21 protein-coding genes are annotated in these 22,296 nt (G+C 71.1%); 14 read left to right on the top strand and 7 right to left on the bottom strand.

Translation table 11 applies throughout. The features are described 5' to 3' along the window. The first annotated feature begins 75 nt into the window (after positions 1-75). From gap to ACIBMZ_RS11965, 5 genes are all read left to right on the top strand, one after another. Positions 76-1,080: a type I glyceraldehyde-3-phosphate dehydrogenase gene (gap, locus tag ACIBMZ_RS11985; protein ID WP_396692858.1), complete on the top strand. Its 1,005-nt coding sequence runs from the start codon at positions 76-78 to the stop codon at positions 1,078-1,080. After that, positions 1,077-2,279, top strand: a complete 1,203-nt coding sequence (locus ACIBMZ_RS11980; RefSeq protein ID WP_396692856.1) for a phosphoglycerate kinase — start codon at positions 1,077-1,079, stop codon at positions 2,277-2,279. Before gap ends, ACIBMZ_RS11980 begins: the two co-directional genes overlap by 4 nt. Before the next feature lie 3 nt (positions 2,280-2,282). After that, a complete protein-coding gene (tpiA, locus tag ACIBMZ_RS11975; protein WP_131052176.1) occupies positions 2,283-3,074 on the top strand; it encodes a triose-phosphate isomerase in 792 nt (263 codons plus the stop codon). Positions 3,075-3,169: 95 nt separating this feature from the next. After that, complete coding sequence (secG, locus tag ACIBMZ_RS11970) at positions 3,170-3,430, top strand: preprotein translocase subunit SecG (protein WP_131052175.1); 261 nt, start codon at positions 3,170-3,172, stop codon at positions 3,428-3,430. 136 nt (positions 3,431-3,566) lie between these two features. Continuing rightward, positions 3,567-3,911: an RNA polymerase-binding protein RbpA gene (locus tag ACIBMZ_RS11965; RefSeq protein ID WP_396692853.1), complete on the top strand. Its 345-nt coding sequence runs from the start codon at positions 3,567-3,569 to the stop codon at positions 3,909-3,911. Positions 3,912-4,060: 149 nt separating this feature from the next. On the opposite strand, the gene pgl is transcribed toward ACIBMZ_RS11965, so the two are convergent. Genes pgl through tkt form a run of 6 tightly spaced genes read right to left on the bottom strand, consistent with a single transcriptional unit; the run spans position 4,061 to position 12,486 of the window. Continuing rightward, positions 4,061-4,825, bottom strand: coding sequence for a 6-phosphogluconolactonase (gene pgl, locus ACIBMZ_RS11960; protein ID WP_396692851.1), 765 nt, complete (start codon positions 4,823-4,825; stop codon positions 4,061-4,063). Positions 4,826-4,881: 56 nt separating this feature from the next. After that, the gene (locus tag ACIBMZ_RS11955) at positions 4,882-5,901 is read right to left on the bottom strand and encodes a glucose-6-phosphate dehydrogenase assembly protein OpcA (protein WP_396692849.1); all 1,020 of its coding nucleotides are present in this window, start codon (positions 5,899-5,901) and stop codon (positions 4,882-4,884) included. A 31-nt stretch (positions 5,902-5,932) separates the two neighbouring features. Then, the gene (zwf, locus tag ACIBMZ_RS11950) at positions 5,933-7,447 is read right to left on the bottom strand and encodes a glucose-6-phosphate dehydrogenase (protein ID WP_396692847.1); all 1,515 of its coding nucleotides are present in this window, start codon (positions 7,445-7,447) and stop codon (positions 5,933-5,935) included. A gap of 37 nt (positions 7,448-7,484) precedes the next feature. After that, entirely contained in the window at positions 7,485-9,104 is a 1,620-nt protein-coding gene (locus tag ACIBMZ_RS11945) for a glucose-6-phosphate isomerase (protein ID WP_396692845.1), read from the bottom strand. A gap of 48 nt (positions 9,105-9,152) precedes the next feature. Then, positions 9,153-10,334: a transaldolase gene (gene tal, locus ACIBMZ_RS11940; RefSeq protein WP_396692843.1), complete on the bottom strand. Its 1,182-nt coding sequence runs from the start codon at positions 10,332-10,334 to the stop codon at positions 9,153-9,155. A 13-nt stretch (positions 10,335-10,347) separates the two neighbouring features. Beyond that, a complete protein-coding gene (tkt, locus tag ACIBMZ_RS11935) occupies positions 10,348-12,486 on the bottom strand; it encodes a transketolase (protein WP_396692841.1) in 2,139 nt (712 codons plus the stop codon). A gap of 267 nt (positions 12,487-12,753) precedes the next feature. Between tkt and ACIBMZ_RS11930 the strand changes: the two genes are divergently transcribed. The 3 genes from ACIBMZ_RS11930 to ACIBMZ_RS11920 all read left to right on the top strand — a co-directional run bounded on the left by ACIBMZ_RS11930 (position 12,754) and on the right by ACIBMZ_RS11920 (position 15,290). Next, a complete protein-coding gene (locus ACIBMZ_RS11930; protein WP_396692839.1) occupies positions 12,754-13,710 on the top strand; it encodes a heme o synthase in 957 nt (318 codons plus the stop codon). A gap of 301 nt (positions 13,711-14,011) precedes the next feature. Beyond that, positions 14,012-14,347: a hypothetical protein gene (locus tag ACIBMZ_RS11925; protein ID WP_396692837.1), complete on the top strand. Its 336-nt coding sequence runs from the start codon at positions 14,012-14,014 to the stop codon at positions 14,345-14,347. Between the two features lie 31 nt (positions 14,348-14,378). Beyond that, positions 14,379-15,290, top strand: a complete 912-nt coding sequence (locus ACIBMZ_RS11920; RefSeq protein WP_396692835.1) for a RimK family alpha-L-glutamate ligase — start codon at positions 14,379-14,381, stop codon at positions 15,288-15,290. A gap of 51 nt (positions 15,291-15,341) precedes the next feature. Here the strand turns inward: ACIBMZ_RS11920 and ACIBMZ_RS11915 are convergent, their stop codons facing one another. Beyond that, on the bottom strand, positions 15,342-16,313 hold the full coding sequence (locus tag ACIBMZ_RS11915; RefSeq protein ID WP_396692833.1) for a heme A synthase: 972 nt from the start codon (positions 16,311-16,313) through the stop codon (positions 15,342-15,344). 98 nt (positions 16,314-16,411) lie between these two features. Between ACIBMZ_RS11915 and ACIBMZ_RS11910 the strand changes: the two genes are divergently transcribed. The 6 genes from ACIBMZ_RS11910 (at position 16,412) to ACIBMZ_RS11885 (ending at position 22,270) form a co-directional block, all read left to right on the top strand. Further along, a complete protein-coding gene (locus ACIBMZ_RS11910; RefSeq protein ID WP_396692831.1) occupies positions 16,412-17,185 on the top strand; it encodes a helix-turn-helix transcriptional regulator in 774 nt (257 codons plus the stop codon). Further along, positions 17,182-18,612, top strand: coding sequence for a Fe-S cluster assembly protein SufB (gene sufB / locus ACIBMZ_RS11905; protein ID WP_117227176.1), 1,431 nt, complete (start codon positions 17,182-17,184; stop codon positions 18,610-18,612). Before ACIBMZ_RS11910 ends, sufB begins: the two co-directional genes overlap by 4 nt. 83 nt (positions 18,613-18,695) lie before the next feature. Further along, positions 18,696-19,841 carry a Fe-S cluster assembly protein SufD gene (gene sufD / locus ACIBMZ_RS11900; RefSeq protein WP_396692829.1) on the top strand — a complete coding sequence of 382 codons (1,146 nt, stop codon included), beginning with the start codon at positions 18,696-18,698 and terminating at the stop codon, positions 19,839-19,841. Further along, on the top strand, positions 19,841-20,167 hold the full coding sequence (locus ACIBMZ_RS11895) for a non-heme iron oxygenase ferredoxin subunit (protein ID WP_396692827.1): 327 nt from the start codon (positions 19,841-19,843) through the stop codon (positions 20,165-20,167). Before sufD ends, ACIBMZ_RS11895 begins: the two co-directional genes overlap by 1 nt. After that, the gene (gene sufC, locus ACIBMZ_RS11890; RefSeq protein ID WP_131054272.1) at positions 20,167-20,940 is read left to right on the top strand and encodes a Fe-S cluster assembly ATPase SufC; all 774 of its coding nucleotides are present in this window, start codon (positions 20,167-20,169) and stop codon (positions 20,938-20,940) included. Before ACIBMZ_RS11895 ends, sufC begins: the two co-directional genes overlap by 1 nt. Positions 20,941-20,965: 25 nt before the next feature. Further along, complete coding sequence (locus tag ACIBMZ_RS11885; protein WP_396692824.1) at positions 20,966-22,270, top strand: cysteine desulfurase; 1,305 nt, start codon at positions 20,966-20,968, stop codon at positions 22,268-22,270. Positions 22,271-22,296 lie beyond the last annotated feature (26 nt).

Below are 22,296 nucleotides of genomic sequence, written 5' to 3'. Positions count from 1 at the left end.
CAACGGTCGGCGCACATCACTTCGCCGGCCGAGGGTCTCCACGCCGGCGAACCAGAACGCGAGGAGATGGGACCTGTGACCATCCGGGTTGGCATCAACGGCTTCGGCCGGATCGGCCGTAACTTCTTCCGGGCAGTGCTGGCGTCCGGCGCTGACGTCGAGGTCGTGGCCGTCAACGACCTGACCGACAACGCGACGCTCGCTCACCTGCTCAAGTACGACAGCATTCTGGGTCGCCTCCCGCACGAGGTCAAGGCCACCGCCGACGAGATCACCGTCGGCGGCAAGACCATCAAGGCGTACGCCGAGCGTGACCCGGCCGCCCTGCCGTGGGGTGACCTGAACGTCGACGTCGTCATCGAGTCGACCGGGTTCTTCACCGACGCCACCAAGGCGAAGGCGCACGTCGACGGCGGGGCCAAGAAGGTCATCATCTCGGCGCCGGCCAAGAACGAAGACGTCACCGTGGTGATGGGTGTCAACCAGGACCAGTACGACCCGGCCAAGCACACCATCATCTCGAACGCCTCCTGCACCACCAACTGCCTCGCGCCGATGGCGAAGGTGCTGCACGACACGTTCGGCATCGAGCAGGGTCTGATGACCACGATCCACGCGTACACCCAGGACCAGAACCTCCAGGACGCGCCGCACTCCGACCTGCGTCGGGCCCGGGCCGCCGCGCTGAACATCGTGCCGACCTCGACCGGTGCCGCGAAGGCGATCGGCCTGGTGCTGCCGGAGCTCAAGGGCAAGCTGGACGGGTACGCGCTGCGGGTGCCGATCCCCACCGGCTCGGCCACCGACCTCACCGTGACCGTCGGTCGGGAGACCACGGTGGACGAGGTCAACGCCGCGCTGAAGGCCGCCGCCGACGGTCCGCTCAAGGGCATCCTGACCTACAACGAGGACCCGATCGTGTCGGCCGACATCGTGACCGACCCGGCGTCCTGCATCTTCGACGCGCCGCTGACCAAGGTGATCGGCAACCAGGTCAAGGTCGTCGGCTGGTACGACAACGAGTGGGGCTACTCGAACCGTCTGGTCGACCTGGTCAAGCTGGTGGGTAAGTCGCTGTGACCATCCGCAACCTCGACGACCTGCTCGCCGAGGGGGTGTCGGGTCGGCGCGTGCTGGTGCGCGCCGACCTGAACGTCCCCCTCGACAAGCAGACCGGGGCCATCACGGACGACGGTCGCATCCGCGCGGTGCTGCCGACGCTGGGCGCGCTGGTCTCGGCCGGCGCGAAGGTGGTCGTCTGCTCCCACCTGGGCCGTCCGAAGGGCGCACCGGATCCGCAGTTCAGCCTCACCCCGGTCGCCGGTCGGCTCGGTGAGCTGCTCGGCGCGCCGGTGCACTTCGCCACCGACACGGTCGGCGAGTCGGCCCAGGCCACCGTGGCGGCGCTCGCCGACGGCGAGGTGGCGCTGCTGGAGAACCTCCGCTTCAACAAGGGCGAGACCAGCAAGGACGACGCCGAGCGTGGCGCGTTCGCCGACCAGCTCGCCGCCCTGGGCGACGCGTACGTCGATGACGCGTTCGGTGCGGTGCACCGCAAGCACGCCAGCGTGTACGACGTGCCGGCGCGGCTGCCGCACGTCGCGGGTCGCCTGGTGCTGCGCGAGGTGGAGGTGCTCTCCACGCTCACCGGGTCGCCCGAGCGGCCGTACGTGGTGGTGCTGGGCGGTTCCAAGGTCTCCGACAAGCTCGCCGTGATCGAGGCGCTGCTGCCGACCGTGGACCGGTTGCTCATCGGTGGCGGTATGTGCTTCACGTTCCTCAAGGCGCAGGGCCACGAGGTGGGTACCTCGCTGCTCGAGAAGGACATGGTCGAGACCTGCCGCAACCTGCTGGAGCGCGGCGCGGGCAAGATCATGCTCCCGGTCGACGTGGTGGCCGCGGACGCCTTCGCCCCGGACGCCGCGCACGACGTGGTGCCGGCCGACGGCATCCCCAGCCACCGGGTCGGGCTCGACATCGGGCCGGAGACCGTGGCCGGTTTCGCCGCCGCGCTGCGTACCGGCACCCGGACGATCTTCTGGAACGGCCCGATGGGCGTGTTCGAGATGGCCGCGTTCGCGAGCGGTACCCGGGGGGTCGCCGAGGCGATCGCCGAGTCCGAGGCGTTCAGCGTGGTCGGTGGCGGCGACTCGGCCGCGGCGGTGCGGTTGCTCGGCCTGGACGAGAAGTCCTTCGGCCACATCTCCACCGGCGGTGGCGCCTCCCTGGAGTACCTGGAGGGCAAGACCCTCCCCGGCATCGCGGCCCTGGAGAACTGACTGATGGCGAGTGCTCCCCGCCGGCCGCTGATGGCCGGCAACTGGAAGATGAACCTCAACCACCTCGAGGCGAACCTGCTGGTGCAGAAGCTGGCGGCCAGCCTCAACGAGAAGCAGTTGACCGACGTGGAGACGGTGGTCCTGCCGCCCTTCACCGACCTGCGCACGGTGCAGACCGTGGTGGAGGGCGACAAGCTGCTCATCGGCTACGGCGCGCAGGACCTCTCGGCGCACGCCTCCGGCGCGTACACCGGTGAGATCGCCGGGTCGATGCTGGCGAAGCTGGGTTGCACCTACGTGGTGATCGGCCACTCCGAGCGGCGTGCCTACCACGACGAGGACGACGCGCTGGTCAACGCCAAGGTGCAGGCCGCGCTGGCCAACGGGCTCACCCCGATCCTCTGCGTGGGGGAGGGGCTGGACGTCCGTGAGCAGGGCGGGCACGTGGCGCACTGCGCCGACCAGCTCGACGCGGCCCTCAAGGGGCTCACCGCCGAGCAGGTCACCAAGGTCGTCGTCGCGTACGAGCCGGTCTGGGCGATCGGCACCGGCAAGACGGCGACCCCGGAGGACGCCCAGGAGGTGTGCGGCGCGGTGCGGTCCCGGCTCGCCGAGACCTTCGACCAGGCCACCGCCGACCAGGTCCGGGTCCTCTACGGCGGGTCGGTGAAGTCGTCGAACGTGGCCGCGATCATGGCGCAGCCGGACGTCGACGGTGCCCTGGTGGGTGGCGCCAGCCTCGACGCCGAGGAGTTCGCGAAGATCTGCCGGTTCCCGGAGCACATCACCGGCTGATCGCTCGCTATCCTTGACTCCGCCCGTCCGCCGGTCGGTGCCGCCGTGCCCGACCTGTCCGGGCGAGGATCGTAACGAGAGGACTGACCCCCGCCATGCCGATCTGGTTCGCCTACACGTTGATCGTGTTGCTGGTCATCACGAGCGTGCTGCTCGTCCTGCTGATTCTGCTGCACCGGGGCAAGGGCGGTGGGATGTCCAGCATGTTCGGCGGTGGAGTCAGTTCCAGCCTGGCCGGGTCGTCGGTGGCCGAGAAGAACCTCGATCGCTACACCGTCCTGGTGGGCATCGTGTGGTTCGCCTGCATCGTCGGGCTCGGGCTCTGGCTCCGGCTCGAAGTCGGCACGGGGGTCTGAGCGGCCACTCCAGTCGTACAATCTGCGCGCGGTCCGTCACTCGACGGGCCGCGCGCAGTCCGTTTCACCCGCTGCACCGCGTCGCCCGCCGTCCACCCCTCGACGGCGGTCCCCTCCGACGACAGGAGCGAGCGCCGTGTCGAACGGCCAATTCATCCGGGGCGCCCGGGTCGGGTCCGCGCCCCCACGCCATCCCGAACGCCATAAGCCGGTTCCGTGCCGGTCGGTGAGCTACTGGTGCCGTAACGGGCACCGCACCGACATCCGTCTGGCGGCCGAGGTGGTGGCCCCACCCACCTGGGACTGCCCGCGTTGTGGTCTACCGGCCGGTCCGGACGCCCACGACCCGCCCGGCCGGGTGCGGGCCGAGCCCTACAAGAGCCACCTGGCGTACGTGAAGGAGCGGCGGACCGAGGCGGAGGGGGAGGCGATCCTCGCCGAGGCCCTCGCGGCGCTGCGCCGCCGACGCGGCGCCCGCTGAATCCCGGCGCCCACCGAGCCGGGCCCGGCGCCCACCGAGTCCGGCGGGGCCGAGCACGCGGTCGGATGTAAGGAAGGGTCCCCTGCTATGCATCAGGCGTTAGCAGGGGACCCTTCCTTGCATAGCGGCAGCGCGACGTCGCGCCAGCGTCAGCGCAGGCTGCGGAAGCGGGCCGGGAGGTCGGCGGCAGCCGCGCGGTCCAGCAGCCAGAGCGTGCGGCTGGTGCCCTGGACGCCGGCCGCCGGCACCTGCACCGGCCCGGCACCGGCCAGCGCCATGCCGACCGCCTGGGCCTTGTCGGATCCACCGGCCACCAACCAGACCTCCTCGGCGGTGTTGATGGTCGGCAGGGTCAGGGTGATCCGCACCGGCGGCGGCTTGGGGCTGCCCCGCACCGCGCTGACCGGACGGCTCTCGTAGTGCACCGGGTGCTCGGGGAAGACCGAGGCGACGTGCCCGTCCTCGCCCACACCGAGCATCAGCACGTCGAAGTGGGGCAGGACGGCGGTACCGGGTCGGGCGGCCCGGGCCAGCTCGGCCGCGTAGAGGGCGGCGGCCTCCTCCGGGTCGGCGCCCGCGTCCGACGGCGGCATCGGGTGGACCCGGTCCGGGTCGATCGGCAGCGCGTCGAGCAGCGCCGCGCGCGCCTGCGTCTCGTTGCGGTCCGGGTCGCCGGCCGGCAGGAACCGCTCGTCGCCCCACCAGAAGTCCACCCGGGACCAGTCCACCGCGTCCTTGGCCGGCAGGGTGCCGACCGCCCGGTAGACCGCCGCCGCGATCCGCCCGCCGGTGAGGACCACCGCCGCCTGGCCCCGTTCGGCCTGCGCGTCGAGCAGCTTCACCACCAACCGCGCCGCGACCGCCTGCGCGAGCAGATCCGCGTCGGCGTGTACGGCGACACTCGCCTCAGTCATGCTGTCCTTCCGCGACCGCACGGCGGTCGGTGTCGTGGGGTTTCCGGGCCGGACGGTCAGGAACCGGTGCTGGTCGAGTTGTGCGCGGTGACGCCCGCCTCGGCGCGCTGCGCGGTGCTCGGGTCCTTCCAGACGTGTACCCGCTGGCCGGAGCGCCGGTCCAGGTTGGTCAGCCCGGCGAAGGCGCCGAGCGCCTCGGCGTACACCTGGTCGGAGCCGAGCCGGCGCAACTCCTCGGCGAGTTCGTCGCCGAGCGGGCGACGCACCAGCGGCAGCACCCGGTCCTCCTGACCGGTACGCCGGAAGACGGCCATGCTGTCGTCCCGGGTCAGCGTCAACTCGTCGCCGTTGGCGCAGCGCAGTTGCACCTCGCGCATCCGGGGGAACTCCTTGGTCCGCTCCCAGCGCGGCTTGATGCCCAGCCGGCTGCGCAGCCAGCCACGCATCAGCGCGGCGGTCGGATCGGTCGGCGGCGCGACCACCGCCGCCTCGGTGAGCTGCGCTTCGGTGGTGGTGTCGAAGGCACCGGCGACCAGGGTGCGCCACGGGGTGATCCGGGTCCAGGCGAGGTCGGTGTCGCCGGGGGCGTAGTCGCGGGCCCGCAGCCGCAGCGCCTCGATCGGGTCGGCGGCCTGGGCGGAGTCGGTGATCCGCCGGTCGGCGACCACACCGAGGAAGTCGGTGGCGATCTCGTTCGGCGGCTCCCCGTGCCACCAGGTGACGACCGGCACGTCCGGCACCAGCAGCGGCATCACGACGGACTCGGCGTGCAGCGCGAGGCGGCCGTACATCCGCATCACCACGGCCTCGCACGGGCCCAGCCGGCCGCCGACGACGATCTCCGCGTCGAGGCGGTTGCGGTCCCGGTCGACGTCGGAGCGGACCACCACGAGCAGCCGGCACGGGTGCGCGGCGGCGGCGATGGTGGCCGCCGCCTCGGCCTCGCGGACCCGCTTCTCGTCCACCACCACGATCAGGGTCAGGGCCATGCCGCTGGCCACACCACCGGCACTGCGTCGTTCGGCGGCGAGCGCCTTCACCACCTCGTTGCCGGTGGTGTCCCACAATCCGATCAACGGAGCCTCCTGGTTCGCTCGCGGTGCCCGATCACGCCCGCCGCCAGGCGCGGCCTTCGCGGGCCAGCATCTCGTCGGCGGCCCGGGGACCCCACTCGCCGGCCCGGTACGGCTCGGGCTTGGTGCCCTCCCAGGCCTCCACCAGCGGGTCCACCACCGCCCAGCTCTGTTCGACCTCGGCGGCGTCCGGGAACAGCGTCCGGTCCCCGATCAGCACGTCCAGGACCAGACGCTCGTACGCCTCGGGACTGGACTCGGTGAACGCCTCGCCGTACTGGAAGTCCATCGCGATGTCGCGGACCTCCATCGTGGTCCCCGGCACCTTGGAACCGAACTTGAGCACCACGCCCTCGTCCGGTTGGACCCGGATGACGAGCTGGTTGTTGCCGAGCATCTCCATGTCGGCCGGGGTGAACGGCAGGTGCGGGGCCCGCTTGAACATCACCGCGACCTCGGTGACCCGTCGGGGCAGCCGCTTGGCGGCCCGGATGTAGAACGGCACCTCGGCCCAGCGGCGGTTCTGGATGCCCAGCCGCACCGCCACGTACGTCTCGGTGGTCGAGTTCTGCGGGACGCCGTCCTCCTCCAGGTACCCCTTGGCCCGCTGGCCGCCGACCCAGCCGGGCAGATACTGCCCGCGTACGGTGCCGTCGGCGACGTCACGGGGCAGGGTGATCGCCTTGAGTACCTTCAGCTTCTCGGCCCGGATCTCGTCGGCGTCGAAGCTGGTCGGCTCCTCCATCGCGACCAGGGCGAGCAGTTGCAGCAGGTGGTTCTGGAGCACGTCGCGGGCGGTGCCGACGGAGTCGTAGAAGCCGGCCCGGGAGCCGATGCCGACGTCCTCGGCCATGGTGATCTGCACCGAGTCGACGTACTGCGAGTTCCACAGTGGCTCGAAGAGGCTGTTCGCGAACCGCAGCGCGAGGATGTTCTGGACCGTCTCCTTGCCCAGGTAGTGGTCGATGCGGAAGACGTCCTGTCGGGTGAACACGTCGTCGACCAGGTCGTTGAGCGCCTTGGCCGAGGGCAGGTCGTGCCCGAACGGCTTCTCCACCACGACCCGCCGCCAGCCGCCGCACTTCTCGTTGTCGGCCATGCCGGTGCGGGCGAGTTGCTTGAGCACCACCGGGAAGGCGGCCGGGGGGATGGAGAAGTAGAACGCCGCGTTGCCGTGGATGCCGTGGCTGTCGCGCAGCCCCTCCAGGCAGGAGGCGAGGTTGTCGAACGCGGTGTCGTCGTCGAAGGAGCCACCGACGAACTTGATGTTGTGTTCCAGCCGCGACCAGACCTCCTCCCGCCACGGGGTGCGGGAGTGTGTCTTGGCCGCCTCGCGGGCCAGCGACGCGAAGTCGCCGTCGCGCCAGTCCCGCCGGGCGAAGCCGACGACCACGAAACCGGGCGGCAGCAGCCCCCGGTTGGCGAGGTCGTAGACCGCGGGCAGCAGCTTCTTCTGGGCCAGGTCACCGGTGACTCCGAAGATCACCAGAGCGCAGGGCTCCGGGATCCGCGGCAGCCGCCGGTCCTGCGGGTCGCGCAGCGGGTTCACGCCGCCTCCTCGCTCCGCTCGTCCACGTCGTCCATCGTCATGCCCGCAGCGACCCGACCGCGTCGATCAACCGGGCCAGGCCCGCCGACCGCTCGGTCAGGTGCAGGTGCAGCAGCGGGCGTCCACGACCGGCCAGGGCGCGCCGGTCGCCGGCGGCCTGCGCCGCCTGTCGTTCCCCGAAGGTGTACGGCTTACCGGGCACCGGCAGATCAACTCTGACCGTACCGGTTATCTGAAGAAAGCTACCCGCCAGCGGACCACTCTTGTGGTATTGCCCGGTGGAGTGCAGGTAGCGGGGTCCCCAACCGAAGGTGACCGGTCGTCGGGTCAGCGCGGCCAGCAGCGGGCGCAGCCGTGCGGCGTCGGCCTCGGCGTGCGGGTCGAGGTAGGCGGTGACCGCCAGGTAGTCGTGGTCGCCGAGGCCGGTCAGCAGGTGACGCAGGGCGTCGGGCAGGTCGTCCGGGGTGCCGGGCGAGGCGTACACCTCGATCGCGTCGGTGGTGGACGACGGTGTCGGCAGCGGCGTCGGGTCGGCCAGCGCCGCCTCGGTGTGCCGGGCGGACCCGGTGGCGTCGGGCCGGTCGAACGGGTCGACGCCGAGCACGCTCGCGGCGACGGCGGCGGCGTACTCCCAGGCCAGGAAGTGGGCGCCGAGCGGGCCGTTGACCGTCACGTCGGGTCGGACGCCACCGGCGGGCAGCGCCCCGGCGGCGAGCGCGCCGCCGTAGCCGACGGTGAGGACGTCCGGCCCGGTCAGGCCGGGGTCGTCCGGGGAGTCGACCACCACCGGCAGGATGCCCTGACCGTCCTTGCCGGTGGCTGCGGCGAGCAGGTGCTCGACCCAGTCGCCCAGCCCTTCGACGCCGGTGCCGTCGCCGACCAGCGCGACCGTGTCCCGTCCCGTCGTCGCGGCGGCGGCCAGCGCGGCGCCGAGCGCCAGGGCGGGGTTGTCCCGCAGGCGCGGCAGCGACTCCGCGAACGCGTCGGCCTGGTCGAGCAGGTCGGCCACCGGGACACCGGCCAGCGCGCAGGGCACCAGTCCGTACGCGCTCAACGCCGAGGACCGTCCGCACACCGGCGGGTCGGCGGGGACGGTCATCGCCTGCCACTGCGCGGCGGCGTCCGCCAGCGGCGAACCCGGCTCGGTGACCACCACGAAGTGCCGGCCCGCCTCGGCCTCGCTCAGCCCCGAGTCGAGGAACGCCTGCCGGTAGGCGCGTCGGTGGTCGTCCACCTCCGGCGTCGCCTCGGCGGCACCGGTCAGGACCACGACGGTGCGGGCCAGTCGGTCGTCCAGGGTGGCCCGGACCCGGCCGGGGTCGGTGGTGTCGAGCACGGTCAGCGGATGACCGGTGGTGCGGGCGACGGCCTCGGCGGCGAGCGGGGTGCCGCCCGTGCCGAGCAGCACCACGTGGTCGAGGTCGGCCAGTTCCGCCGTCAGTTCGGCGAGGCGGGGGAGCAGCTCCACCCCGTCGCCGGGCCGGCCGGCCGCCGAGAGGTCCCACAGGGGTGGGTCCTGGGCGGCCAGCCGGGCCGGCACGTCGGCGTCGACCAGGGCCTGCCGGGTCGAGGTCGGCGTGCTGCCGTCCACGGCCTGTGCGCCGTGCACGGTGAGACCTCCCGCCGACTCGGCGGGTGCGGCCAGCAGGTCACCCACGCCGCCACCCGGATGGGGCGGCGGCGTGGGAGACGTCTGGTCGCAGGGTCACGCATTGCCTCCGGCACGCGCGGCGGCGTCGGCGTTGTCGTGAGCGGCGTCGCTCGGGTGGCCGCTGCCCTGCCCGGCGGCGGCGAGCGACTTGCGGACACCGTCGAGCAGTTCGCCCCAGCTCGCCTCGAACTTCTCGACGCCCTCCCGCTCCAGCGTGTCGATCACGTCGGCCAGGTCGACACCGACCGCACCGAGGTCGGCGAAGACCTGCCGGGCGTCGTCGTACGCGCCGGTGACGGTGTCCGGCCGGGTCTCCCCGTGCTCGGCGTAGGCGTGGATGACCGACTCCGGCATGGTGTTGACCGTGCCCGGCGCGATCAGCTCCTCGACGTAGATGACGTCCCGGTAGTCCGGGTTCTTCGTCGAGGTGGAGGCCCACAGCGGACGCTGCGGGTGCGCCCCCGCGGCGGCGAGCGCCTGCCACCGGTCGCTGGAGAAGACCTCGGCGTACCGCTCGTAGGCCAGTCGGGCGTTGGCCACGGCCGCCTTGCCGCGCAGGGCCTTGGCCTGCTCCGTGCCGATCTTCTCCAGTCGCTTGTCCACCTCGCTGTCGACCCGGGAGACGAAGAACGAGGCCACCGACGTGATCGTGGACAGGTCGTGCCCGTTGGCCTTGGCCTGCTCCAGGCCGGCGAGGAACGCCTCCATCACCTGCGAGTAGCGGTCCAGGCCGAAGATCAGCGTCACGTTGACGCTGATCCCCTCGGCGAGCGCGGCGGTGATCGCCGGCAGACCGGCCTCGGTCGCCGGGATCTTGATGAACAGGTTGGGCCGGTCGACCAGCCACCAGAGCGCCTTGGCCTCGGCGACCGTCTTCGCGCTCTCGTGGGCGAGGCGCGGGTCCACCTCGATGGACACCCGACCGTCGACGCCGCCGCTGGCGTCGTACGACGGGCGCATCACGTCGCAGGCCCACCGCACGTCGTACGTGGTGAGCATGCGGACGGCCTCTTCCACCTCGACACCCCGGGTGGCCAGGTCACGAAGCTGCCAGTCGTACTCGTCGGCGTCGCTCAACGCCTTCGCGAAGATCGTCGGGTTGGTGGTCACCCCGACCACGTGCTTGTCCCGGCGGAGCTGGTCGAGCCCGCCGGAGCTCAGTCGTACCCGGGAAAGGTCGTCGAGCCACACCGCCACCTGCGCGGCGGAGAGCTCACCCAGCCTGTCGGTCGTCATTCACGCGCTCCCCTCAGTTGCCGGTCGTGAAACCGGTGATGTCACCGACCCGGGTCAGCGCCGCGTGCGCGGCGGCGACGATCCGGTCGGGGGTGAAGCCGAACTGCTCGAAGAGCACGGAGTGCGGGGCGCTCGCGCCGTAGTGCTCCAGGCTGACGCTCTCGCCGCAGTCGCCGACGATGGCCTGCCACGACATCGCGATGCCCGCCTCCACGCTCACCCGGGCCTTTACCCCGCGTGGCAGCACCGACTCCCGGTAGGCCTCGTCCTGCGCGAAGAACCACTCCTGGCAGGGCATCGAGACGACCCGGGTGGGGGTGCCGTCGGCCTCCAGCCGTTCCCGGGCGGTCAGGCAGAGCTGCACCTCGGAACCGGTGCCGACGATGATCACCTGAGGCTTGCCGTTGGACGCCTCGGCCAGCACGTAGCCGCCCTTGGCGGTGCCCTCGGCCCCGCCGAGCTGCGTCCGGTCCAGCGTGGGCAGCGCCTGCCGGCTCAGCGCCAGCGCGGTCGGCCGGTCGGTGTGCTCCAGCGCCTGCCGCCACGCCCACGCCGTCTCGTTGGCGTCGGCCGGCCGGACCACGTCCAGGCCGGGGATGGCCCGCAGCGCGGTCAGGTGCTCCACCGGCTGGTGGGTCGGACCGTCCTCGCCGAGACCGATCGAGTCGTGCGTCCAGACGTAGACCACCGGCAGCTTCATCAGCGCGGCGAGCCGCACGGCGGGACGCATGTAGTCGCTGAACACCAGGAACGTGCCGCCGTACGGGCGGGTGCCGCCGTGCAGGGCGATGCCGTTGAGGATGGCGCCCATGGCGTGCTCGCGGATGCCGAAGTGCAGCGTCCGGCCGTACTCGTGGCCGGGGAACTCCTTCGTCGCGAACTGGCTGGGCACGAAGGAGGGCTCGCCCTTCATCGTGGTGTTGTTGCTCTCCGCCAGGTCGGCGGAGCCGCCCCAGAGCTCGGGCAGCACCGGCGCGAGCGCGGCGAGCACCTTGCCGGAGGCGGCCCGGGTGGCGACGCCCTTGGCATCGGCGGGGAACTCCGGCAGCGCCTCGGCCCAGCCGTCGGGCAGGATCCGCCCGGCCAGCCGGTCGTACAGCGCGCGGCGCTCCGGGTTGGCCTCGGACCAGGTGCCGAAGGCGGTGCTCCACTCCTGCTGGGCGGCGTCGCCACGACCCAGCGTGCCACGGGTGTGGGCGAGCACCTCCTCGGTGACCTCGAACGTGCCGGCCGGGTCGAAGCCGAGGATCTCCTTGGTGGCGGCCACCTCGTCGGCGCCCAGCGCCGAGCCGTGGATCTTGCCGGTGTTCTGCTTGTTCGGTGCGGGCCAGCCGATGATGGTGCGCAGCCGGACGAACGACGGGCGACCGGTCTCGGCCTTGGCGGCCAGCAGCGCCTGGTACAGCTCGTCGACGTTCTCGTGGTAGTCGCCCTGGTCGGCGTCGCCGGTACGCCAGTCGACCGTCTGCACGTGCCAGCCGTACGCCTCGTAGCGGGCCGCGACGTCCTCGCTCAACGCGATCCGGGTGTCGTCCTCGATCGAGATCTCGTTGTCGTCGTAGACCACGCAGAGGTTGCCCAGTTGCTGGTGCCCGGCCAGCGCGCTGGCCTCGTGGGTGATGCCCTCCTCGATGTCGCCGTCGGAGGCGATGCACCAGATGTGGTGGTCGAAGACCGACTCACCCGCCTCGGCCTCCGGGTCGAACAGGCCGCGCTCCCGGCGCGCCGCCATGGCCATGCCGACGGCGTTGCCCAGGCCCTGTCCGAGCGGGCCGGTGGTGGTCTCGACACCCGGGGTGTGCCCGTGCTCGGGGTGACCCGGTGTGAGCGAGCCCCACTGCCGCAGTGACCTGAGGTCGTCCAGGCTCAGCGGGTAGCCGGCGAGGAAGAGCTGGATGTAGAGCGTCAGGCTGGAGTGACCGGCGGAGAGTACGAAGCGGTCCCGGCCGGGCCAGTTCGGGTCGGCGGGGTTGTGACGCATCACCCGGTTGAACAGCAGGTACGCCGCAGGGGCGAGACTCATCGCGGTGCCCGGGTGGCCATTGCCGGATTTCTCCACGGCATCTATGGCCAGGACGCGGACGGTGTCCACGGCACGGCGGTCGAGGTCGGACCAGTCAAGTGCGGGGTGCGCAGGTCGGTTGGCAGCCACGGTGGTTTGTGCTCCTCGGCGAGATGGGCGGAACCCTCACAGGTGACCCTATCGAGCGCCACTAAACGTGCGCCCGAGGATCTCAGCATGCTGGTCTGTACGTTTCCGTTCCGCCCAGCGGTTCAGTCGCGGGTGTGACGGCCCGCACCGTTACCGGGTCGCCCGGGCAGCCAAAACGACAACGCGTAGTGTGTGGGGCGGTGTGTGGACCCCGGGCGGGTCCCCGCCGCCGTGACCTCCCCTGCCGAAGCCGGAAGGTGGCAATCCGTGAGCATGATCACCGAGCGCCCCGTCAGCAACCCTGCCGGGCAGACGCCGGTGCGCGCGACGGAGGAGGTGCCGGTCCGCTCCCGCGACCTGCGGGCGGTGGTGGCGGCGTACGTGACGCTGACCAAGCCGCGGATCGTGGAGTTGCTGCTGGTCACCACGGTGCCGGCGATGATGCTCGCGCACGGCGGGATGCCGTCGCTGTGGCTGGTCGCGGTGGTGCTGGTGGGCGGGTCGCTCGCCGCCGGTGCGGCCAGCGTCCTGAACTGCTACATCGACCGGGACATCGACCAGGTGATGCGGCGTACCAAGCGTCGCCCGCTGCCGGCGCACACGGTGACGCCGCGCAACGCGCTGGTCTTCGGTCTGGTGCTGGCGGTGGTCTCGGTGGCGCTGATGGCGGCGTTCACCAACCTGCTCGCCGCCGGTCTGACGCTGGCCGCCATCGTCTACTACGACGTGGTCTACACGCTCTGGTTGAAGCGGACCACGGCGGCGAACACGTTCTGGGGCGGCGCGTGCGGGGCGGCGCCGGTGCTGATCGGCTGGGCGGCGGTGACCGGATCGCTGTCGCCGATCGCCTGGGCGCTGTTCGCGGTGGTCTTCTTCTGGCAGATGCCGCACTTCTACCCGCTGGCGATGAAGTACAAGGACGACTACGCCCGGGCCGGTATCCCGATGCTGCCGGTGGTGGCGTCGGTGCGGCGGGTCAACACGGAGATCATCCTGTTCGCCTGGCTCACGGTGCTCACCTCGCTGTCCGTCTGGGCGCTGGGCCTGAGCGCGGTCTACGGCGTGCCGACGCTGGTGGTGGGCGCGATCTTCCTGGTCGAGGCGCACAAGCTGGCCGGTCGGGCGAGCCGGGGTGAGCCGGTCAAGCCGATGCGGCTGTTCCACTGGTCCACCACGTACCTGACCATCGTCTTCGCCGCCGCCGCGCTCGACGCCCTGATCTGACGCAAGGAAGGGCACCTTCCTACCGTCTCGCGTATAGGAAGGGGCCCTTCCTAACAATCGGCCTGCGACGAACGAATGTCGTTTGTCTGCTTTGTCGCACTATTGACACCCACCACATGATCGGTCTGATCCGACCTTGCCTGATGGCATTGATGGCGCTCTGCGGCGTCGATTAGGGTGATTCGACCGGATAAATTCGGTCAAAACTCCTGGTGGGGGTCTTAAACCAGCAGGTAATCGGTATCACAAAAGCTTCCCTGTTCTCGCCCTTTCGCTTGCATCTCTGCTTAGGCTTCGCGTTATGGCAGATGGTTCCGATACGACGCTGACGGCTGATCAGACCGCCTCCGGCGTGGCCCCGAGCGGGCTGGTCGCGGGTATCAAGTCGTTCGCCACCGGACACGGCGGGGCGAAGGCGGTCATCGAGTACGTCGGCAAGCGTGGGGCGCGGATCGTCCTGGTGGGTTCGGACGGTGCGTGGGGCGACCAGTTCGCGGAGGACACCGGGGTCGCCCGGGAGGCGTGCGCGGCGGCTGGTGTCGCCGTGGAGAACGCCTGGGAGCGGGAGTTGATGGACCAGATGCGGCCCAGCAACGACCTCTGGCGTTCGATGGCCCGCCGCACCATGGCCCGCTAGACAAGCCGCACTACAGATAGATAGAGATAGATTGACTAACCACCACCAGTCGACCCGGGGGAAACCCCGGGTCGCTCTCGTCACCTGTACCGAACTGGCCGACCTGGAGCCGGACGACCGCCTCGTGATCGGCCCGCTCGCCGACCGCGGGGTCACCGCCGAGCCGGTCGTCTGGGACGACCCGGCCGTCGACTGGTCCGGCTACGACCTGGCGATGCTCCGCTCGCCGTGGGACTACATATCCCGCCGCGACGAGTTCGTGGCCTGGGCGACCCAGGTCCCCCGACTGGCCAATCCGGCCGACGTGGTGCGCTGGAACACCGACAAGCGCTACCTCGACGAACTGTCCGCCGCCGGTGTGCCGACGGTCCCCACCGCCTGGGTGGCCCCCGGCGAGCAGTGGCGACCACCGGCCGACACCGGCGAGTACGTCGTCAAGCCCTCGGTCAGCGCGGGCAGCCAGGACACCGGCCGCTACGACCTGGCCGACCCGGAACACCGCGACCTCGCCGTGGCCCACGTACGTCGGCTGGGCGCGGCCGGCCGGGTCGCCATGATCCAGCCGTACCTGAGCGCGGTGGACTCGGCCGGCGAGACCGCGCTGCTCTACTTCGCCGGTCCGGACGGGCCGACGTTCAGTCACGCCATCCGTAAGGGACCGATGCTCGCCGGGCCGGACCTCGGCGTGGGCGGCCTGTACCGGGCCGAGGAGATCGCCGCACGCACCGCCGGTGCCGATGAGCTCGCGGTGGCGCAGCGGACGCTCGCGGCCGTGCCCGGCGGACCGGAGCGCCTGCTCTACGCCCGGGTGGACCTGATCCCCGGCTCGGACGGGGCGCCGGTGCTGGTGGAGCTGGAGCTGACCGAGCCGTCGCTGTTCCTCGGGCACGCCGACGGTGCCGCCGACCGCCTCGCGGACGCGATCCTCGCCCGGATGGGCTGATCGTTCCCGTTCCGGCCGGTGTCGCACCGGCCGGGGCCCGCGGGTGTCTTCTCAGGCGTGCGCGGCTACCGGCTGCTCGGCCGCCGCGGACCTCTCGTCCGGTGCCGGGCCGACCGGGCGGCGTTCCCGGATCGACCAGAGCACCGCCAGCGTGCAGAGCCAGACCAGGCAGGACCCGAGCATGTGCGCGCCGACCAGCAGCACCGGCAGGTTGGTCAGGTACTGCACGAGGCCGATCACACCCTGGGCCAGCTCGACCGCGAGCAGCACTCCGGCGGCCCGTACGGCGCGGGCCGGCGCGCCGACCGCGCGTAGCGCCAACCAGAGGCCGACGGTCAGGCCGATCAGCAGGAAGACCAGGTCGGCGTGTACCTGGGAGACGGTCTGCGGGTCGAGGCCGTTGCGGACGGCGTTCGCGTCGCCCGCGTGCGGGCCGCTGCCGGTGACGGCCACCCCGACCACGATCACCGCGGCACTGGCCAGCACGGTCAGCCAGGTCAGCGTCCGCAGCGCGGAGGGCACCACCGGCACCGTCGGCCCGTCCGGCTCGCGCACCCGCCGCCAGAGGGCGTACGCGACGAGCAGCAGCACCATCGAGACCACGAAGTGGATGCCGACCACCGAGGGGTGCAACTGGGTGCGGACGGTGATCCCGCCGATCACCGCCTGCGCCACGATGCCGAGCACCACGCCCAGGGCCAGCGGCACCGTGCCCCGGCGGCGCGGCCGGTGTGCCAGCACGGCCAGCAGCGTGGCGCCCGCGATGAACACCAGCGCGAAGGTGAGCAACCGGTTGCCGAACTCGATCACCCCGTGCACGCCCATCTCGGCGGTGGTGGTGTACGAGTCGTCGGTGCACCGGGGCCAGGTGGGGCAGCCGAGGCCCGAGGCGGTGAGCCGGACCGCCCCGCCGGTGACGACGATCACCGTGTTCGCGACGATGTTGGCGTACGCGAGTCGGCGCAGCAGGGTGGTGGAGACCGAGAACCGGGCGGGTCGCTTCACGAAGCGAATCCTACGCACCGTAGTTGACGCCGATCGGGTGACTCCGCCCGCTCGGTGGTTCGGATCACCGGACCCCGCGTTTGCAGGCGCCTGGCGAATTACGTAACGTGGGCGTTGTGAAAAAGGCGGCAGGGCTCCCCGGGCACCCGCCGGCAGCCGGTTCGGCCGCCGGTGGCCCGGTGTCGTCCGCCCCGGATGCGCCCGCCGCCGACCTGTCGACCCGGGACCGGGTCACCCAGTTGCTGCTGGAGCGTCGCGCCGCCACCGCCGCCCAGCTCGGCGACGCGCTGGGGCTCAGCCCGGCGGCGATCCGCCGGCACCTGGACGCCATGCTCGCCGACGGTGACGTGGTGGCCCGCGAGCAGACCGTACGCGGTCACCGTGGTCGGGGACGCCCGGCCAAGGTGTTCCTGCTGACCGACGCGGCCCGGAGCCGCTGCGGCACCCACCACTACGACAACATGGCCACCGCGGCGCTGCGGTGGATCGCCCGTACCGGCGGCTCCCGCGCGGTGGAGGACTTCGCCGCCGAGCAGGTGGCCGCGTTGGAGGCACGCTGTCGGGCCGCCCTGAGCGACGCCGGGGACGATCCGATGGCGCGTGCCGAGGCACTCGCCGCGGCGTTGACCGCCGAGGGATACGCTGCCAGTGCGTCCACGATCGCTTCCGGCGGCCAGCTCTGCCAGCACCACTGCCCGGTGGCGCACGTGGCCGCCGAGTTCCCTGCGTTGTGCGAGGCCGAGACCACGGTGATCTCTCGCCTGGTCGGCACCCACGTGCAGCGCCTGGCCACCATCGCGCACGGCGACGGGGTGTGCACCACGCACATTCCGGGTTCGTCGCCTGCCCAGTCCGGTAAGACCGTCACCACTGTGAGGACAGATAGATGACCGAGCAGATCGTCCAGCCCCTGACCCAGGAGGAGCAGCTCGCCGCCCTGGGCAACTACGAGTACGGCTGGGCCGACCCGGACGTCGCCGGGGCGGTCGCCCAGCGTGGCCTCAGCGAGGCGGTGGTGCGGGACATCTCGGCCAAGAAGAACGAGCCGGCGTGGATGCTCGACCTGCGGCTCAAGGGCCTGCGGCTGTTCGGGCGCAAGCCGATGCCGGCCTGGGGCGCCGACCTCACCGGGATCGACTTCGACAACATCAAGTACTTCGTGCGCTCCACCGAGAAGCAGGCCGCGAGCTGGGAGGACCTGCCGGAGGACATCAAGAACACCTACGACAAGCTGGGCATCCCGGAGGCGGAGAAGCAGCGCCTCGTCGCCGGTGTGGCCGCCCAGTACGAGTCCGAGGTGGTCTACCACAAGATCCGCGAGGACCTGGAGGAGCAGGGTGTCCTCTTCCTGGACACCGACACCGCCCTCAAGGAGCACGAGGACGTCTTCAAGGAGTACTTCGGCACGGTGATCCCGGTCGGCGACAACAAGTTCGCCGCCCTGAACACCTCCGTCTGGTCCGGCGGCTCGTTCATCTACGTGCCGAAGGGCGTGCACGTGGAGATCCCGCTGCAGGCGTACTTCCGGATCAACACCGAGAACATGGGCCAGTTCGAGCGGACGCTGATCATCGTCGACGAGGGCGCGTACGTGCACTACGTCGAGGGCTGCACCGCGCCGATCTACTCCTCGGACTCGCTGCACAGCGCCGTGGTGGAGATCATCGTCAAGAAGAACGCCCGGTGCCGCTACACGACCATCCAGAACTGGTCGAACAACGTCTACAACCTGGTCACCAAGCGCGCGGTGTGCCACGAGGGCGCGACCATGGAGTGGATCGACGGCAACATCGGCTCCAAGGTGACCATGAAGTACCCGGCGGTCTACATGACCGGCGAGCACGCCAAGGGCGAGGTGCTCTCGGTGGCGATGGCCGGCGAGGGGCAGCACCAGGACGCCGGTGCCAAGATGGTGCACGCCGCGCCGCACACCAGCAGCACGATCGTGTCGAAGTCGATCGCCCGGGGCGGCGGCCGGACCTCCTACCGGGGCCTGGTGCAGGTCCTGGAGGGCTCGCACAGCAGCGCCAGCACGGTCAAGTGCGACGCCCTGCTGGTGGACACCATCTCCCGCTCGGACACCTACCCGTACGTCGACATCCGCGAGGACGACGTGTCGATGGGGCACGAGGCGACCGTCTCCAAGGTCAGCGAGGACCAGCTCTTCTACCTGATGAGCCGGGGCCTGAGCGAGGACGAGGCGATGGCGATGATCGTGCGCGGCTTCATCGAGCCGATCGCCAAGGAACTGCCGATGGAGTACGCCCTGGAGCTCAACCGCCTGATCGAGCTGCAGATGGAGGGCGCGGTCGGCTGACCCGCCCACCGGCGGGCCGGCTCGCGTCGGCCCGCCACCCTTCGCACCACAGACCGTCGTCGTGAGAACAGACCAAGGACGAGATGACTACCCAGGCTTCCGCGCCGCCGCCGAGCACCAAGTCGCAGGCGCTGCGCTCGTACGACGTCGCCGACTTCCCGGCCCTGACCGGCCTGGAGGAGGAATGGCGTTTCACCCCGCTCAAGCGGTTGCGCGGGCTGGTCGGTGACGACCGCACCGCGACCGGCACGGTCCGGCACGAGTACGCCGACCTGCCCGAGGGCGTGACGGTGGAGCGCGTCGACCGGGACGACGAGCGGGTCGGCAGCGTGCTGACCCCGTTCGACCGGGTCAGCGCGCTGGCGTACGGCGGTGCCGGGCAGGCGCTGCTGGTGCGGGTCGCCCGGGAGGCCGTACCGGCCGGGCCGGTGACCGTGCGGGTGGTCGGCGAGAGCGCCGAGGGTGTGGCCTTCGGGCACACCGTGGTGCAGGTGGAGCGCTTCGCCGAGGCGACCCTGGTGCTGGAGCACGTCGGTTCGGCGACCCTGGCCGACAACGTCGAGGTGACCGTGGCCGACGGCGCGAAGCTGACCCTGGTCACCGTCTCCGACTGGGCCGACGACGCGGTGCAGGCGCAGCACCTCAAGGTGAAGCTGGGCCGGGACGCCCGTGTGGTGCACGTGCAGGCCACCCTCGGCGGCGACCTGGTGCGCCAGTTCACCACCGTCGAGTACACCGACCGGGGCGGCGAGGCCGAGCTGTACGGCGTCTACTTCGCCGACTCGGGCCAGCACCTGGAGCACCGTCAGCTCGTCGACCACACCGTGCCGGACTGCCGCAGCTACGTCGGCTACCGGGGCGCGTTGCAGGGCGAGAGCGCCCGGACGGTCTGGGTCGGCGACGTGCTGATCCGCGCCGAGGCGACCGGCACCGACACGTACGAGATCAACCGGAACCTGTTGCTCACCGACGGCGCCCGGGCCGACTCCGTGCCGAACCTGGAGATCGAGACCGGCGAGATCGCCGGTGCCGGGCACGCCAGCGCCACCGGCCGTTTCGACGACGAGCAGTTGTTCTACCTGATGGCCCGGGGCATCCCGGAGGCCGAGGCCCGCCGCCTGGTGGTGCGCGGCTTCTTCGCGGAGCTGCTCAACAAGATCCCGGTCGAGGAGCTGCGCGAGCGGCTCGGGGCGACGATCGAGGCCCGTCTGACCAAGGCCGGCGCCTGATGATCCGTGTCTGCGCCGTCGAGGACGTGCCGAAGGGCACCGCGGTCAGCGCCGACATCGACGGCACCGCGATCGCGCTCGTGCACGCCGAGGACGACGTGTTCTACGCCGTGCACGACGAGTGCTCGCACGCCGCGGTGGCCCTCTCCGAGGGGGAGGTGTCCGGCTGCACCCTGGAGTGCTGGCTGCACGGCTCCCGCTTCGACCTGCGTACCGGCGAGCCGAGCGGGCTGCCGGCGACCGAACCCGTACCCGTCTATCCCGTCGAAGTCCGCGACGGCGACATCTACGTCAGCCTGACGCCGAGTAATGGAGTGACCCGATAATGAGCACCTTGGAGATCCGTGACCTGCAGGTGTCGGTCAAGCTGCCCGAGGGTGAGCTCAAGCCGATCCTGGCCGGTGTCGACCTGACCGTGCGCTCCGGTGAGACGCACGCGATCATGGGCCCGAACGGCTCCGGCAAGTCGACCCTGGCGTACTCGATCGCGGGTCACCCGAAGTACGAGATCACCGGCGGGTCGGTCACCCTCGACGGCGTCGACGTGCTGGAGCTCTCCGTCGACGAGCGGGCCCGTGCCGGTCTGTTCCTCGCCATGCAGTACCCGGTCGAGGTGCCCGGTGTGTCGGTGGCGAACTTCCTGCGGACCGCCAAGACCGCGCTGGACGGCGAGGCGCCGAAGCTGCGTACCTGGGGCGGCGAGCTGCGGGGCGCCATGGAGCGCCTGCACATGGACCCGGCCTTCGCCCAGCGCAACGTCAACGAGGGCTTCTCCGGCGGTGAGAAGAAGCGGCACGAGATCGTGCAGCTCGAACTGCTCAAGCCGAAGATCGCCATCCTGGACGAGACCGACTCCGGCCTCGACGTGGACGCGCTTCGCGTGGTCAGCGAGGGCGTCAACCGGGTCCGCGACACCGGTGACACCGGCCTGCTGCTGATCACCCACTACACCCGCATCCTGCGCTACATCAAGCCCGACTACGTGCACGTCTTCGTGGCCGGCCGGATCGTCGAGGAAGGCGGCCCGGAGCTGGCCGACAAGCTCGAGGAAGAGGGCTACGAGCGGTACGTCGCCGGAGCCGGGTCGGCGCGGGCCTGAGCCGAGGGAAGGGCCGGTCACGACGATGACCACCATCGCGATCCCGTCCGGGATGCCGCAGTACGACGACGTGCCCGGCTACGACGTGGCGGCGGTACGTGCCGACTTCCCGATCCTCGATCGGGAGGTCAACGGGCATCCGCTGGTCTACCTGGACAGCGCCAACACCTCGCACAAGCCGCGTCAGGTGCTCGCTGTGCTGGACGAGCACTACCGTCGGCACAACGCCAACGTGTCCCGGTCGGTGCACACCCTGGGCACCGAGGCCACCGAGGCGTACGAGGGGGCCCGGGCGAGGATCGCCGCGTTCGTCAACGCGCCGAGCGCGGACGAGGTGGTGTTCACCAAGAACTCCACCGAGGCGATCAACATCGTCGCGTACGCCTTCTCCAACGCCTCGCTGCGCGCCGACGGCGACCCGCGGTTCCGGCTCGGGCCCGGTGACGAGGTGGTGATCTCCGAGATGGAGCACCACTCGAACATCGTGCCGTGGCAGTTGCTCTGCGAGCGGACCGGCGCGACGTTGCGCTGGTTCCCGGTCACCGACAACGGCCGGCTGGACGAGTCGGGGCTGACGGACCTGGTCAACGAGCGGACGAAGATCGTCTCGCTGGTGCACATGTCCAACATCCTCGGCACGGTCAACGCCACCTCGCGGATCACCGCACGGGTGCGCGAGGTGGGTGCGCTGTTGCTACTGGACTGCTCGCAGTCGGTGCCGCACATGCCGATCGACGTGGTCGACCTGGACGCCGACTTCATCGTCTTCACCGGGCACAAGATGTGCGGTCCGACCGGCATCGGGGTGCTGTGGGGGCGGGCCGAGCTGCTGGCGGCGATGCCGCCGGTCTTCGGCGGTGGCTCGATGATCGAGACGGTGTCGATGGACGGCTCGACGTACGCGCCGCCGCCGGCCCGGTTCGAGGCGGGTACTCCGCCGATCGCCGAGGCGGTCGCGCTCGGTGCCGCGGTGGACTACCTGACCGGCCTCGGTATGCGGGCGATCCAGTGGCACGAGAAGCAGCTCACCGCGTACGCGTTGGACGCTCTGGCGACCGTGCCGGGCCTGCGGATCTTCGGTCCGGAGGTGCCGGTGGGTCGGGGTGGCACGATCTCGTTCGCCCTGGCCGACGTGCACCCGCACGACGTGGGGCAGGTGCTCGACTCGCTCGGTGTACAGGTGCGGGTGGGTCACCACTGCGCCCGCCCGGTCTGCCGGCGCTTCGGGGTCCCGGCGACCACGCGGGCCTCGTTCTACCTCTACACCACCACCGAGGAGATCGACGCCCTGGTGGCGGGTCTGGAACAGGTGCGGACGGTGTTCCGATGAGCCGGGCGACGTCCGGCGACTCGACG

Source organism: Micromonospora sp. NPDC049900 (genome assembly GCF_044461025.1).
In the GTDB taxonomy this organism is placed as follows: domain Bacteria; phylum Actinomycetota; class Actinomycetes; order Mycobacteriales; family Micromonosporaceae; genus Micromonospora.
The sequence above is the reverse complement of the archived record's forward strand: the minus strand, read 5'-3'. Positions and strand labels throughout refer to the sequence as shown.